10 protein-coding genes and 1 pseudogene are annotated in these 15,542 nt (G+C 63.3%); 5 read left to right on the forward strand and 6 right to left on the reverse strand.

The features are described from left to right. Position 1: 1 nt before the first annotated feature. The 3 genes from NKJ40_RS09240 to NKJ40_RS09250 are packed head-to-tail and all read left to right on the forward strand — an operon-like array spanning position 2 to position 2,655. Entirely contained in the window at positions 2–2,266 is a 2,265-nt protein-coding gene (locus tag NKJ40_RS09240) for a xanthine dehydrogenase family protein molybdopterin-binding subunit (RefSeq protein ID WP_352465952.1), read from the forward strand. Continuing rightward, positions 2,266–2,511 (forward strand): MoaD/ThiS family protein, encoded by a 246-nt coding sequence (locus tag NKJ40_RS09245; protein WP_352465815.1) that lies wholly within the window; start codon positions 2,266–2,268, stop codon positions 2,509–2,511. The genes NKJ40_RS09240 and NKJ40_RS09245 overlap by 1 nt, the downstream gene beginning before the upstream one ends. Before the next feature lie 42 nt (positions 2,512–2,553). Next, the gene (locus tag NKJ40_RS09250; protein ID WP_352465816.1) at positions 2,554–2,655 is read left to right on the forward strand and encodes a hypothetical protein; all 102 of its coding nucleotides are present in this window, start codon (positions 2,554–2,556) and stop codon (positions 2,653–2,655) included. A gap of 217 nt (positions 2,656–2,872) precedes the next feature. Here the strand turns inward: NKJ40_RS09250 and NKJ40_RS09255 are convergent, their stop codons facing one another. The 3 genes from NKJ40_RS09255 to NKJ40_RS09265 form a co-directional block, all read right to left on the reverse strand. After that, a complete protein-coding gene (locus NKJ40_RS09255; RefSeq protein ID WP_352465817.1) occupies positions 2,873–5,173 on the reverse strand; it encodes a hypothetical protein in 2,301 nt (766 codons plus the stop codon). Between the two features lie 771 nt (positions 5,174–5,944). Beyond that, a complete protein-coding gene (locus tag NKJ40_RS09260) occupies positions 5,945–6,457 on the reverse strand; it encodes an OmpA family protein (RefSeq protein ID WP_352465818.1) in 513 nt (170 codons plus the stop codon). A gap of 10 nt (positions 6,458–6,467) precedes the next feature. Next, a complete protein-coding gene (locus tag NKJ40_RS09265; protein ID WP_352465819.1) occupies positions 6,468–7,127 on the reverse strand; it encodes a L,D-transpeptidase in 660 nt (219 codons plus the stop codon). 322 nt (positions 7,128–7,449) lie between these two features. Between NKJ40_RS09265 and NKJ40_RS09270 the strand changes: the two genes are divergently transcribed. Together NKJ40_RS09270 and NKJ40_RS09275 are read left to right on the forward strand one after the other, a co-directional pair. Beyond that, entirely contained in the window at positions 7,450–8,580 is a 1,131-nt protein-coding gene (locus NKJ40_RS09270; protein ID WP_352465953.1) for an efflux RND transporter periplasmic adaptor subunit, read from the forward strand. Then, on the forward strand, positions 8,577–11,780 hold the full coding sequence (locus NKJ40_RS09275; RefSeq protein ID WP_352465820.1) for an efflux RND transporter permease subunit: 3,204 nt from the start codon (positions 8,577–8,579) through the stop codon (positions 11,778–11,780). The genes NKJ40_RS09270 and NKJ40_RS09275 overlap by 4 nt, the downstream gene beginning before the upstream one ends. 233 nt (positions 11,781–12,013) lie before the next feature. Here the strand turns inward: NKJ40_RS09275 and NKJ40_RS09280 are convergent. The 3 genes and pseudogenes from NKJ40_RS09280 to NKJ40_RS09290 all read right to left on the reverse strand — a co-directional run. Next, positions 12,014–12,196 (reverse strand): annotated as a pseudogene (locus tag NKJ40_RS09280) (chloride channel protein); the annotation flags it as partial. Between the two features lie 143 nt (positions 12,197–12,339). Beyond that, a complete protein-coding gene (locus tag NKJ40_RS09285; RefSeq protein WP_352465821.1) occupies positions 12,340–13,452 on the reverse strand; it encodes a TauD/TfdA family dioxygenase in 1,113 nt (370 codons plus the stop codon). A 256-nt stretch (positions 13,453–13,708) separates the two neighbouring features. Continuing rightward, positions 13,709–15,490, reverse strand: a complete 1,782-nt coding sequence (locus tag NKJ40_RS09290) for a chloride channel protein (protein WP_352465822.1) — start codon at positions 15,488–15,490, stop codon at positions 13,709–13,711. Between the last annotated feature and the right edge of the window lie 52 nt (positions 15,491–15,542).

The raw sequence follows: 15,542 nt of genomic DNA on the forward strand, positions 1-15,542 counted from the left end.
GATGAATTTCGATCCGCGTTACTCCGGACGCAATTTCACCTCTGTCGGCACGCGTCCCATCCGTCCCGACGGCGTCGACAAGGTGACGGGCCGCGCACGCTATGGCGCCGACTTCAACATGGCCGGGCAACTGGTCGGGCGCATTCTCAGAAGCCCTCATGCGCATGCCACGATCAGGAAGATCGACACGTCGAAGGCGGAGAAGCTCGCCGGCGTCAAGGCGGTGATCACCGCGGCCGACCTGCCCGACCTGACTGACGGCGATGCCGCCATGTACGACATCCTCGACAACTGCATGGCGCGCAAGAAAGCGCTCTATGACGGCCATGCCGTGGCCGCGGTCGCTGCGGTCGATGCCCGCACGGCGAGGCAGGCACTGAAGCTGATCGAGGTCGACTACGAGGTGCTGCCGCATGTCACCGACGTCGACGAGGCGATGAAGCACTCCGCACCCCTGGTCAACGACGCGATCTTCACCGAGGGCCTCGAGGAGAAGCCCGTCAAGCCTTCCAATGTCACCAAGCGCACCCAGTATGGCCATGGCGACATCCACCAGGGTTTCGGCCAGGCCGATTTCGTCGTCGAACGCTCCTTCAAGACCGAGCAGACGCACCAGGGTTACATCGAGCCGCATGCCTGCGTCGCCAATGTCAGTTCCGACGGCACCGCCGATCTTTGGGTCTGTACGCAAGGCCATTTTGTTTACCGCCAGCACTGCGCCCAGCTGCTTGGCATGGAAGCCTCGAAGCTGCGCGTCACCTCCTCGGAGATCGGCGGCGGTTTCGGCGGCAAGACCCATGTCTGGGCCGAGCCGGTGGCGCTGGCGCTGTCGCGCAAGGCCGGCCGGCCGGTCAAGCTGGTCATGACGCGCGACGAGGTGTTCCGCGCTTCCGGCCCGACCAGCGCCACCTCGATCGATGTCAGGATCGGCGCCCGCAAGGACGGCACGATCACGGCGGCCGAGGCGACGCTGCGCTATAGCTGCGGCCCCTATGCCGGCATGTGGGCCGAAATCGGCGCCATGACCGCCTTTGCCTGCTACAGGCTCGAAAACGTCAAGACCGTCGGCTACGAAGTGCTGGTCAACCGGCCCAAGACCGCGGCCTATCGCGCGCCGTCGGCGCCGATGGCGGCGTTTGCGGTGGAAAGCGCGGTCGACGAACTGGCCAAGGAGATCGGAATGGACCCCGTCGAGTTCCGGATCAGGAACGCGGCGCAGGAAGGCACCAGATCATCCTACGGCCCGGTATACGGCCCGATCGGCATCGGGCCGACGCTGGAGGCGGTGAAGAACCACCCGCACATGAAGGCGCCGCTCGGCAAGAATCAGGGCCGCGGAATGGCCTGCGGCTTCTGGTTCAATTTCGGTGGCCAGACCTGCACGGACCTCAACATCGGCATGGACGGTTCGGTCTCGCTCGCCGTCGGAACCGTGGACGTGGGTGGTTCGCGCGCCTCGCTGTCGCTGGTGGCGGCGGAGGAGCTCGGTATCCCTTATGAGCAGGTCAAGGCGGTGGTCGCCGATACCTCCAGCCTCGGCTACAACGACATGACGGACGGCAGCCGCGGCACGTTCTCCTCCTCCATGGCGACGATCTCGGCCGCCCGCAACGCTATCAAGGTCCTCAGGCAGCGTGCCGCGCAGATGTGGGACATACCCGTCGACGATGTGGTCTGGGAAGAGGGCCGCGCCATTGCCAAAGGCGCCACGCACGGCAACCTTTCGCCGCTGTCGCTGAAGGAGATCGCGGCCGCTTCCGGAAAGACGGGCGGACCCATCGCAGGCCACAGTGAGCTCGTCGCCGACGGCGCCGGCGTCTCCTTCGCCACCCATATCTGCGATATCGAGGTGGATCCCGAGACCGGCTCCACCAGGGTGCTGCGCTACACCGTCGTTCAGGACGCCGGCAAGGCGGTGCATCCGACCTATGTCGAGGGGCAGTATCAGGGGGGTGCCGCGCAAGGCATCGGCTGGGCGCTCAACGAGGAGTATATCTACGGCAAGGACGGGCGGTTGCAGAACCCCGGCTTCCTCGACTACCGGATCCCGGTCTGCTCGGACCTGCCGATGATCGACACACAGATCCTCGAGATCCCCAACCCTAACCATCCCTACGGGGTGCGCGGTGTCGGCGAGACCTCGATCGTGCCGCCGCTGGCGGCGATCGCCAATGCGGTGTCGAACGCGGTCGGAGTGCGCATGACGCACATCCCGATGTCGCCGCCGCGCATCCTGGCGGCGCTCGAGGCAGAACGGGAAGGCTGATGGTCGAAGTAACGCTCTGGGGATCGCTCGCCGCGATCGCCGGAGGCAAGAGCAAGGTCGAGATCGAGGCGAAGGATATTCGGGAGCTGTTCAGGAAACTGGCTGAACAATATCCCGGCCTCGAGCCCTACGTCGATCGCGGCATCGCCGTCGCCATCGATGGGGTGATCTACCGCGACACCTGGTCGAAGGAACTGCCGGAAGGGGCTGAGATTTTCCTGCTGCCGAGGTTGGCTGGGGGATAATTTGGGCTCGACCTCAAGCCGCGCAACGGCCCCATCGCCATCATGATCGAATATGTCATCCGCAACGAGGACGTGACGGAATTCCTCGCCACCATGGCCGACCGCGGCCGCATCCGCCGCCGTGATGGCGCACAGCGGCAATGAGCCGCCGCGCGTCCGCCGCATGATCGAGCGGCCGACGACTGCCGGCACGGCGCTCGTCATGCCGAAGGGACCGATCGAGCATTAGCGCAATTCCAGGAAAAGTGTGAAACGGTTTCCGTCCGCAATTGCGCAAAACAAAGAGATAGAGCGGTTCGCCGTTTCCGTGAAACGATGAACCGCCCCAGTCAACCTAACGCCCCTTCCGCCGGTGGTTCGACTACATGAGCTCTATGACGAAATAATCGCCCTGCTGTATCCACTTTACCAGGAAGTTGATCGTCAGGTCGGTACCGCTCCAATGCATCTCCACGGTCGATGGAGACGGCTTTATGAGGCCTCCCTCGATAAAGTTACTCGACCCCGTACCGGATACGCCCGAGATGAAATTGAAATCCTGGAACTGGAATGTGACCTCGCAGCTGAGAGTGAACGGCGTGAACCCGCCGCCGGCTGGCTTGGGCAACGCGAACTGAACCAACGCCGGCTCTGCGTTCGGCTTTTCGGTCTTTGAAAAGCTGCCGGATGGCCCCTGCAGGTGCCACGTGATTTCAGTGATTTCTTTCTTGGAGGCGTTGAACCAGAGACCTGTCGCTATGGTCAGCATCGCCGGCTTGACGACCGGTGGCGCTGTAAGGGGAATACTGATGGTCTCGGTGTTGTAACCAACGGCTGCAACCTGCAAGCTGACCGATACTTGGCCGGCCGGCGGAGACAGGGTGAACGCTGTGTTGGTGGCCCCGACCACCACGCCCCCTTGCGATACGGTCCCTCCAACCGATTTGAACTTGTCATCGGCATCGACTGCTTTGATGATTAACGTCGCCGGCTGGCCCGCCGTCAGGGACGGGGGAGCCGCGGAGAGCACCATTTTCCCGGGGAAAACGTTGACGGGAACCCTGGTGAGCGGAGACATCTTCGTGCACAATGTCTGCAGCACCGTAATTTGGTCTTCCACCTTGAGCCCGCCCACGTAAATCGCGAAGTAGAGCGTCGTCGAACCAATTGGCGTATCGCTGGCGCGCCACTTCCCGTTCACGAATACATGCACGCGCGCGCCGGGAATTGTGCCTGACAAGTAAATGAACCGCTGGAAGACCCGGACGGGCTGTTGAATATCCGGGGCCTTGAGTGGGGTCAGGTCGGATACTTTGACCGGGCTCCCGACCCGAAGCGCGGGGGGCTGACAAGTAAGCTCCAGCTCGGCGTGAATGTGCTCGCCGGCGCGCAACGGCCGAAATGTCTCGACCCAGACGGCGCCGCCAAAATTGAACAGAGGCTTGCTGATCACAGGAGAATCCGGCGCATCCGAGTACAAACGCACGACCGCATTGTCGACGCTGTTGACGAAAGCGCCGCTTACACATTCCAATAGGGGCTCCATGACGGTCGGCGGAAATACGCTGCCCTGATAAGACCCTACCACCAGCAACTTATCGGATGTGGCTGTCTTGCCGCATAGCTCCTGGATAACGACGAGCGATGGAAACGGCGGCGATGCCGGGATCAAGGCCGACACGTCGGGAATCCAGTATTGGCCGGAACTCACATCCTCGCCGACTCCGATCCTCCCGAGCACGGTAGCTGCACCCGAAGTCGGATCGACAAGCTGGATCGTCAATGTCGCGCCGGGCTCGAGATTGGAGATAGGCAAAGCGCGGGCTGCCGGGCAGGAATACTGTGAGGTCCCTATTACGGGCTTTCGAACCGGCAAGGTTTCGTCGACGATCACCGGAGGAGCAGATGACGGACTTGATGCATTGCAGCGCTCGAAGTGCTGCGTGGCGCTGAAGACATCCGGATTGTGCGCGGTGCGGCCAAGCAGCGCCAGGAGGTTGGCACCAACGAAAGGATATTCCAGCACGTCGCCATTGAAGTGGACCTTCGTGGTGGCCCCTTGAGCCAATCCCCTGACGGGCACTGCTTGCGCGCACCCGGAAACTGGGCCGATTGCCGGTGCCGGCATGGTATTTTCCCGATACGGCGTCTGTTCGGCGGGCAAGCTCGGGGTCGGACTGCTCTTCACCTGTCCGGCAGGCGTCTGAACGGACTGCACCGCGCTAAGCACATCGTTGGCCTGGATCGCCCCGCGAATGCGCACTGGTACGACATTTCCGCGTGCGGTATCGCTGCCGATCAATGCGCCGCCGTTGAAAATCTCGACCGTGGCGCCAGGATAGGCTGCGCCGATCAGCATCCAGTCAACGCACTCGTGCACCTGGCTCAAATACACCAATGGGCTTAGCGTCGAGGGAAGCCCGAGCACGGTTATCGGGACCGGGCTTGGATCACTGGTTTCGGCGCCGAGTGTCCAGCGTGCGGTCAACGCATCCCCCAGGTTGAGGGAGCCTGCGGCGATCGGCACGAAGGTAGTGGTTGTGGCGCCGGCATTTACCGCAGGGACAGGTACGCCATTTACCAGCAGGGAAATGCTCGACCCGGGAAGCGGCCCATCGATGCGTACCGAGGTACTCAAGACCGATACGGGGCCAATCACAATTGGTGCAAGGAGCGTGCTCATAGTCGTTTCCCTCTCTGTATGGCGCAGACATGTCGCCTGGTTCAGAACAGGACGTAGAGGGAGCGCACTTACGGATGACTTACGGATGGGTCGGCGCGGTGCTGGACTGCTTATTTTCGTAGAGACTTTGCTTCATCAGCAATTCAGCCTTGTCGATGCCGCCCCATTGGGCGAACTGGCCATCGACCCACATTCGGGCAAGCCCATAGACAATCGCGCGTGCCTATAAGGGAATGCCTTCGATATTGGTTTTCCGCAATCGCCCGGCAGTGCGCGCGTCTTCCAGTATCTGGACCATCAGACCGCGGATTTCTTCGTTGAGCCGAACAAGCGACATAGCCCAGCGCCCGAAAGCGCGAGAGCGGATCAAGCTGATCTGCTCTGTCCAGTTCGACGGAGATCTCGGCCCGAAACCGGCGCATCGCCTCTTGGTCGGAAAATGCCGGAACGGCGCTCTGGACGACACCCCGGCCCTTTTGTCGGCCTCACGCACCGTCACCTGGTCGACGCCGCCCCTCCCTGGCGATGGCCAAGAATTGGCTAGGACCCAACCGATCTCAGACCAGGTGCTAGGCATTTCGGCCGAGCGCGTCTGCGGCTCGGCGCGCTTGCTCGTCGGCTTGCTGGTCCATCGAGTTCCGCTTCTGGATCGCGAGGGTCCGTTCTGAGCGCACAGTGACGCTGGTCTCAATGTCAGAGATGAGGCGCCAAGCAGCCATGCCGCCGTCGGGTTTGAGACCCTGATTTGGCGAAAAGCAAAACAGCAGCCCCCTACGACTCGTCCCTCACATCGCGCAAATTGGACACAACGCGGCGGTTCTGCGACCTGCAGGCGGTGTCGGGGCACTCGCGGACGAGCCTGTCCTTGCCGTAGCCCTTGGCCCACATGCGGTTGCGGTCTATGCCGCCGGCGGCGAGGTAGTCCATCACCGCATCGGCGCGCTGCTGCGACAGCGCCGTTTCGCTTGCGCCGGGATCGTCGGCGAAACCCTGCAGCTTGAGCAGCCAGCGCGGATGCTTTGCTAACCAGGCGATCTGGGTGTCGAGGGTGGCCTTGGCGACAGAATCGAGCGCGGCCGAACCTTGCGTGAAATAGGTGCGGCGGCCGACATTGAGGATAAAATCCTCCTCGCTGCCCGGCTGCACGTTCTGGAAGCCGGCAATCTCGGTGTTGGTGACGTCGGGCGTGGGAGGGGCCAGCGTGTTGCTGGTCGAGCAGGATGCAGCCAGCAGCAGCAGGCCGGCGGCGAGCAGCCGGCGCGTGTTTTCAATCATGCGGTTCATGAGGCGCCAATCATTCGACAGTGGTGGAAGCGGGCGCCTGGTCGGCGATGTGCGGCAGGACCTGCACCGCGGTGCCGATCGGACAGCGCTGGTAGAGGTCGATGATGTCTTCCGGGAACATGCGGATGCAGCCGCTGGAAGCGTCGGTGCCGATGCTCCATGGCTCCAGCGTGCCATGCAGGCGGTAGCCGGTGTCGGCGCCGTCGCGGTGCAGATAGAGCGCGCGCGGCCCGAGCGGATTGTTGGACGCGCCGCCTGCGATCATGGGGGGTAGCTCCGGCCTGCGCTTACGCATTTCGGGGGGCGGGACCCATTCCGGCCACAGTGCGCGGCGGTCGATCGTCGCGCGGCCGTACCATTTGAAGCCGTCCTTGCCGACGCCGACGCCGTAGCGGATGGCGGTCTTGTTTTCCATGATGACATAGAGGAAGTGGTGGCGCGTATCGACCACGACGGTGCCGACCGGCTCGCTGCTGAAATACTTGACGATCTGGCGATGCCATCTCTTGTCGATCTTGGCGAAGTTGGTCTTGCGATAGACAAAATTGTTGTCGCTGGCGGTGCCGGCGAAAAAGGATTTTGCCGCCGCGGCTTGAGCAATATTGCTGGTTGCACCCACCGCGACCAGCGCCAGGCCGCCAAGCACGACACCCCTGCGTGACAAAACCATCGGCAATATTCCCCCATGCATAAAGCCTGGCTAACCATAGTTGAGAATTATTTCGCCTCAAAGTGGAAAATGCTGCGGTGCTTCAGTCCGCCGGGGCAGCCGCCACAGGGTGGACATTTCAGCCCACATGGAAAATGATCATGTTGCCATGCACAACACTGCAATGCTCTGATCTCGACGAGAAGCCTGAGCGTAGAAGCGGATCAACCGACCTCCGGTCCAGCGAGCGAGGACGCAAATGGACACCCCAGGGAATGGGCAATTGCATCGCGACGCGGGCGGGCGACCCCGTCGATCGGCCGGCTGGCTTGCCCGCGCCGCCATGTCGGCGGCATTCCTGCTCGGCATGGCTTTCAGCAGCACTGCGTTTGCGCAGGACCAGCAGCTTCCCGTGGTGACGGCGGCCAAGCCGGTGGTCCGTGAAATCGTCGAAGACGACGAGTTCGTCGGGCGCTTCGAAGCCGTCGACCAGGTCGCCATCCGTTCGCGCGTCAGCGGCTATCTGGACAAGGTCAGCTTCCAGGACGGCGCACTGGTCAACAAGGGCGACCTGCTCTTCACCATCGACCAGCGTCCGTACCAGGCGGCTTATGATGCCGCCAAGTCGCAAGTGGACGTCGCCAAGAGTCTGCTCGAATTCTCCAAGATGCAGCTGGATCGCGCCGACGAACTCGCCAAGACCGGCAATATCTCAACCGCGACGGTCGACGACCGCCGGCGGGAATACCTTTCGGCGCAGGCGCAGATGCAGGGCGCGACGGCTGCGCTGACGACGGCCAGCCTGAACATGGAATTCACCGATATCAAGGCGCCCTTGTCCGGCCGCATCGACCGCCGGCTGGTGTCGGTCGGCAACCTCGTGCAGCCGGATACCACCTTGCTGACGACCATCGTTACGCGCGATCCGATCGACTTCTATTTCGACGTCGATGAGCGCCTGTATTTCAGCTACGCCCGCGACGCGAAGGAGCGTGGCGGCAGCATGCAGGAAGGCGCCGGCGGGCTCGAGGTGGTGGTTCGCGTCGCCGACCGCGCGGAGGCGGTATTCAAAGGCAAGCTCGATTTCGCCGAGAACCGGATCGACAACGCGACCGGCACCATGCGGGTGCGTGCAAGGTTTCCCAACGCCGACGGCATTCTCCAGCCAGGCATGTTCGGGCGCATTAACGTGCCGGGGTCGCTGCCGCATAGCGGCGTGCTGGTGCCCGACGAGGCGATCGGCGCCGATCAGGATCGCCGCATCGTGTTCCTGGTGGATGAGGCCGGGATGGTGTCGGCGAAGCCCGTGCGCACCGGCCCGCTTCTCGACGGCTACCGGGTGATCCGCGGGGGCCTGACCGGCGACGAGACGATCATCGTCAACGGGCTGATGCACGCCAGGCCCGGCACCAAGGTGAAGGTCGAGATGGTGACGTTGCCGCCCAAGGCCGAGACCGCCGAGTTGCAGCAATGAGGTTCGCACATTTCTTCGTCGACCGTCCGATCTTCGCATCGGTCGTTTCGATCGTCCTGCTGGTCCTCGGCGGGATTGCTTATACCCAGCTGCCGGTCGCGCAATATCCCGAGATCGCGCCGCCGACCATCGTCGTTCGCGCGCAGTATCCGGGCGCCGACGCCGAGACGGTTGCAGCGACGGTGGCAACGCCGATCGAGCAGGAGATCAACGGCGTCGAGGGCATGCTCTACATGTCGTCCTATTCGTCGGGCGACGGGGCGATGGCGCTGACCATCACCTTCAAGCTGGGCACCGATCTCGACCAGGCGCAGGTGCTGGTGCAGAACCGCGTGTCGGTCGCCGAGCCGCGCCTGCCCGAAGAAGTCCGCCGCCTCGGCATCACCACCACCAAGAGCTCGCCCGACCTAATGATGGTCGTGCACATGCTGTCGCCCGACAATACCTACGACCAGCTCTACGTCTCGAACTACGCCCGCTCGCGGGTGCGCGACATACTGCTCAGACTCGACGGCGTCGGCGACCTCATCATCTTCGGCGAACGCGAATATTCGCTGCGCATCTGGCTCGATCCGGAAAAACTGTCCGCCCTGGGGATGACCTCGGGCGATGTGGTGCAGGCGCTGCGCGACCAAAACGTCCAGGTGTCGGGTGGCTCGATCGGCGCGCCGCCGACCAGCACTGGCATGGCGTTCCAGTACACGGTCACCACGCAAGGCCGCTTCAACGACGCACGCGACTTCCGATACGTGATCGTCAAATCGACCGACGACGGCCGCCTGATCTCGCTGCAGGACGTGGCGCGCATCGAGCTCGGCGCCAAGGATTACGTCACCAACTCCTATCTCAACGGCAAACCGGCGGTGGCGCTCGCCATCTTCCAGCGGCCGGGCACCAATGCGCTCGCCGCAGCCGCGGAGATCCAGGACAAGATGAAGGAGCTTTCCCGCGACTTCCCGAAGGGGTTGAGCTACGACATCGTCTACAATCCGACCGAGTTCGTCGCCGAGTCGATCCAGGAGGTCTATAAGACAATCCTCGAGGCGATGCTGCTGGTCATCATCGTCATCATCGTCTTCCTGCAATCGTGGCGCATGGCGATCGTGCCGATCGTGGCGATCCCCGTGTCGCTGATCGGCACGCTGGCGGTGCTTTACGCCGCCGGCTTCTCGCTCAACATGCTGACGCTGTTCGGCCTCGTTCTGGCGATCGGCATCGTCGTCGACGATGCGATCGTCGTGGTCGAGAACGTCGAGCGCAATATCGCCAGAGGGCTGGCGCCCAATCCGGCGTCGCACCTGACCATGGACGAAGTCGGAACGGCGGTCATCGCGATCTCGCTGGTGCTGATAGCCGTGTTCGTACCGACAGCCTTCATCCCCGGCATTTCTGGGCAGTTCTACCTGCAGTTTGCGATCACCATCGCGGTGTCGACGGCGATCTCGGCATTCAATTCGCTGACGCTTTCGCCGGCGCTGGCCGCACTGCTGTTCAAGCCGCACCACGCCGCGGCGGCGCCGCCGCGCTTTTTCCTGGCGCGGTTCGGACGGGCGCTCGCCGACGGCTTCAATCGCGGCTTCGACAGGGTCGCCCACTGGTATTCGAGCATCATCCGCGTGCTGGTCGGCTCGTGGATAACGATCGCCGCCATGCTGGCCGTTTTCGCGGCCCTCATCTACGCCACGGTCTACATGGTGCAGGCGGTGCCGCGCGGTTTCATTCCGTCGCTCGACCAGGGCTATGCTATCGTCGTCGTCCAGTTGCCGGACGGCGCCTCGCTGTCGAGGACCGATGCGGTCATCCAGCAGGCGTCGCAGATCATCCAGAAAACGCCAGGCGTCGACTACGCAGTCGCCTTCGCCGGCTTCTCCGGCGCGACCTTCACCAACGCCAGCAACGCGGGCGTGATCTTCGCCAGGTTCAAGCCCTTTGACGAGCGACTGAAAGCCGGCCAGTCGGCGGCCCAGGTCATCGGCAATCTGTTCGGCAGCCTGCAAAGCATCAAGGAAGCCTTCATTATCGCACTGCCGCCGCCGCCGATCCGCGGCGTCGGCAATGCCGGCGGCTTCAAGCTGCAGATCCAGGAGCGCAACAGCGCTGACATGCGGCAGATCCTGGCGCTTGCCAACGAAATCGCCGGCAAGGCCAACAAGACGCCGGGGCTGACGGGCGTGTTCACCACGTTCTCCGCGTCGAGCCCGCAATTCTTCCTGGCGATCGATCGCGACAAGGCGCGCATCCTGAACGTGCCGATCCCCAACATCTTCGAGACGCTGTCGATCAATTTGGGCACCGCCTACGTCAACGACTTCAACGCTTTCGGGCGCGTCTACCAGGTGCGTGCGCAGGCCGACCAGGCGTTCCGCCTCGATCGCGCCGACATCTTGAAACTGAAGGTGCGCTCGGCGACCGGCGCGCTGGTTCCGCTCGGCACGTTGATCGAGATCCGCGACGTCACCGGCCCGGCGCTGGTCCAGCGCTACAACATGTACGTCTCGGTGCCGCTGCAGGGCAACGCCGCGCTCGGCGTTTCCACGGGCGACGCGCTGGCATTGATGGAAGGGATCACGGCAAAGACGCTGCCGGCCGGTACCTCCTATGAATGGACCGAGCTCGCCTATCAGGAGCGCAACACCGGCAATGCCGCTGTCTATATCTTCGGACTGTCGGTGCTGTTCGTGTTCCTGGCGCTGGCGGCGCAATATGAAAGCTGGGTGCTGCCGTTCGCCATTGTGCTGGTGGTGCCGCTCGGCGTGCTCGCGGCGTTGCTCGGCGTGTCTTTCCGAGGGCTGGACAACAACATCCTCGTGCAGATCGGCCTCATCGTGCTGATCGGGCTTGCCGCCAAGAACGCGATCCTGATCGTCGAATTCGCGCGCCAGGCGCAGGAACGCGGCCTGTCGGCCGCCGAGGCTGCCGTCGAAGCCTGCCGGCTCAGGCTGCGGCCGATCCTGATGACCGCTTTCTCGTTCATCCTCGGCGTCGTGCCGCTGGTGATCGCAACGGGCCCGGGCGCAGAAATGCGCCAGTCGCTCGGCACCGCGGTGTTCTCCGGCATGCTCGGCGTCACCTTCGTCGGCCTGTTCCTGACGCCGGTGTTCTACGTCACGCTCAGGTCGCTGTTTTCACGGCGCAAGCCCCGTGCCGAGGCCGAGCCTTCGGAGCCGGCAGAGGCGCCATCGGAGACGGCCGCCGAGTAGGGTAACGAATTCGCCGCGTCGGGCGCGGCTTATCACTCCAGAAAATCGGCGGCGCGTAACGGCCACGATCTGCGCGACAACCGCGGCCTCCGGAGTCCTCGCTTGCGATGTCTGCTTTCAGGACGCGGCGAAGCTGATCTCTATGACCGAAATGAGGCGCAAAGCAGCCATTCAGGATTCGGTGTGCGAAGGTCAACGTCGGGCTTGTATCCAAACGTTGGCTCTCCCCCGCCCTACCCCTCGCCCGACAGATCGCGCCGCGCCTTGTCGAGTTCTTCGGCATAGCGCCGCATCAGATGGCCTTCGGTCAGCAGGCCGACGACCTTGCGGTCGGTGAAATCCTCGACCACCGCCAATTCCTCGGCGCCGGCGCACTGGAAGGTCTCTGCCGCCGATTGCACGTTCGGCACCAGCAGCGATTCATTCAAATTGGCGAACGACAGCACCACCGATTGCGCCAAAGTGCCTCCGGCTAATAAGGGCTATGTCTTGACTGACCTACTAACGAACTCTGCCGAATGCGATCTTCGGCAAGTCGATGCTCTTTCGGTGCATGCCGCTATCGGGACAGGACGCGAATCCGGCTCTGGAACTCACCACGATCGACATAGCATCCGCGCAGATGTCGCCGCCCCGTGTTCGGGTTGAACGATTGGCGGCCATGTAACACCCGGCGATTATCGAAGACCGCCATTTCGCCGGCCTTCAGGCGGTAGGCTATTTGGAAACGCGGCCCGCGGATCATCATCATCAGCTTGCGATAAGCCGCATAAAAGGGCGCGCATCGGTCGGAGGGAAGGTCGATGACATCGACAAGATGGGCGTTGAACCGCAACTCCGACACTTCGCCGTTGTGTCGAGTTACAATCACGGGAAACCTGCCCCGCAAATCGTAGTTTTCATCGTGAAAACGATAGGGGATCTCGACCTCGCACAACAGGCGGTAGGCTTCCGGATCTTCCGCCTGTAGCGCGGCGACGACCGCAAACCCGTCGGCAAAGATCGATCCACCACCCTCAGCGTCGTTGGCGATACAATGCAGGAACTGGTAGCCGGGCGGCACCTCCTGGTTGGCGAGATCGGTGTGTAGCGGCAAGGCGACCGGCGTATAGGCCAGATTGTTCGGGTTCGGCATCGACACGACTTCGAACATCGTGCCGAAATTTGTCTGGCGCAGGAAACCAATCCGCTCGGCCGCACGCCGCCCCGCGTCGGGATCATCGTCAAGCCCATCGACGATGGAGAGCCCGTATGCAGCCGTTGCCCTCAGCCAAGCGAGCAGATCGTCATCGCTTTGCAAGATGTCTCCGGCGGCGTGACGCGGTATGGTTTCAAGATCGACCGAGGCGTCCCAGAGTTTCGGAGCGATGTCGGCCGGATCGTCCCGCTTTCTGCCGGGACGGTAGGACTCAAAGAACTGGCTCGGGAATTCCTCCTCAGCCTGGTCGTTCTGCCAGACAATGCCCACAGCGCTGCCCCTGTCCCGCACGCTGATGGGTCTGAGCGAAGGGTCTACGCTGGTCAGGTCGAAAGTTCGTTCTTCGGTCTGCGGGTGAAACGCCGATGGCGCATTGTCCTTTAGCCAAAGCCAGGGATAGCAGACTGTTTCGCCCGACACGAAAGTCACGGCAAGCGCGGTCTCCCGGGCCTCCACGGAAAGCAGGGTATTCATGATGATGTCTCTCTGAACACAGAATTTGATTTTCAGCTTGGATCAGGCCCGCAGGCCATCAACCCAACGGTGGTGGCCACCACAAGCTCGGCTTCCCATAGCGATGGGATCCGGGATTTCTGTTCGGTTCTTCGAGCACGCCATCTCCAGGCGGAATCTGGCTCCAGATGAAATCTGGTTCAAAGCCACCGCGATGGTAGCGATCATTCGCCGGCGGTGTCCAGCTAAATGCAACGGGATCGCCATCCCCTCTCGGCTACCCTTCGCCCGACAGATCGCGCCGCGCCTTGTCGAGTTCTTCGGCATAGCGCCGCATCAGATGGCCTTCGGTCAGCAGACCGACCACCTTGCGGTCGGTGAAATCCTCGACCACCGCCAATTCCTCGGCGCCGGCGCGCTGGAAGGTCTCGGCCGCCGATTGCACGTTCATGCTCGGCACCAGCACCGCATCCCTGAATTTGGCGAAGGACTTAACCGGCATCTCGTCATCCGACAAATCGCTGTGCAATTCGGCGACGATCAGCACGCCGACATAATGCAGGTCGGCGTCGACCGCGATGACGCGCTGCGAGGCACCGAGCGGCACCTGCTTGCGGAATTCCGCAAGCGTCGTCGAGGCGTCGATGGTGCGGACATCCTTTCGCATCATCGAGCCGACAGTCAGGCTGCGCATCCAGCCGACGTCATGCGCGCTGCGGATGGTTTCGCCGCGCAGGTGGAAGCGCCATGTCGAGAAGGAATAGCCGAACGTTTCGCGCACCAGGATCGCCGCCATGAGCGAGGCGGCCAGCACCACGCCGGTCAGCGTCAGGTCGCGGGTCGATTCCAGCGCCAGGAAGGTCATCGTCAGCGGGCCGCCGACGACGCCGACGGCGAGCGAGGTCATGCCGACGACGGCGGCGACGGCCGGGTCGATGCCGGTCGCCGGCGAGACGAACGCCATCGCGCCGGCAAACATCTTGCCGAGCAGTGCGCCGAGGAACAGCGAGGCAAAGAACAGGCCGCCGCGGAAGCCGGAGCCGAGCGAGATCGCCGAGGCCGCCAGCTTCAGAACGAAGACGCTGGCCACCACGGCCAGCCCGTAATTCATCGCGAATTCGCGGTGCAGCGCGCCATGGCCGCTCGACAGGACCTGCGGCGTGACCAGCCCCAGCAGCCCGACCATCACGCCGCCGATGGCGGGGCGCAGCGAGGCGTCGATCGACAGCCTGGCAAAGACGCGCTCGATCAGGCTCACCAGATGCATGATGGCGATGGAAGCACCGCCGCCCAGAAGCCCGAGCAGCATGAACGGCAAATACTGGCTGACCGTGAGCTGCGGCAGACCGGCGAGCTCCAGCGGAAATGGCACGCCGCCGAACACCTCGGCGGTCAGCGAGGCCGAGATCGCGGCGGCCATCACCGGTGCGACATTGGCGACCGAGTAGATGCCGATGACCAGCTCGAAACCGTAGAAGGCGCCGGTCAGCGGCGCGTCGAAGGCGGCGGCGATCGCGCCGGCGGCACCGCAGCCGACGAGGATGCGGACATCGTTGCGGCGCAGCCTGAACAAGCGCGCCAGCCGCGACGCCAAGCCCGAACCCACCTGCGTATAGCCGGCCTCGAGCCCGACCGAAGCGCCGAAGCCGCTCGAAATCATCGTCTGCCCGGCGATGATGAACGTATCGGTCAGCGACATGCGGCCGCCGTAAAGTGCGTTGGCTTCGATCGGATCGACCGGTGTGCGGAACTTCCGCTTTCTCAGCCAGATCACCGATAGCCCGAGCAGGATGCCGCCGCACGCCGGTATCAGCGCCTGCTCCGGCCTTTGCAGCGAAAACATCGCCGAAAGCCGGCCGCCGGGCTGGACCCCGAACATAAGCCCGTGCAGGACCTGCACCAGTTCGCTCATGCCGGTGACCAGCGCGCCCGCCATCACCCCGACCAGAGCGGCCAGGATAACGACGGCGATACCGCGGGCCTCGAGCAGCGGGATCGATCGGATCAGCACCGCGCGCAGCCGGCGGGCGTAAACTTGCGGTTCGTTTCTGGAAAGCACCGGAGCGGCTCGCCGATATTCGTGGGTGCCTGATACCCCCGGCAACATCGCA

Source organism: Mesorhizobium sp. M0119 (assembly GCF_040322615.1).
Lineage (GTDB): Bacteria > Pseudomonadota > Alphaproteobacteria > Rhizobiales > Rhizobiaceae > Mesorhizobium.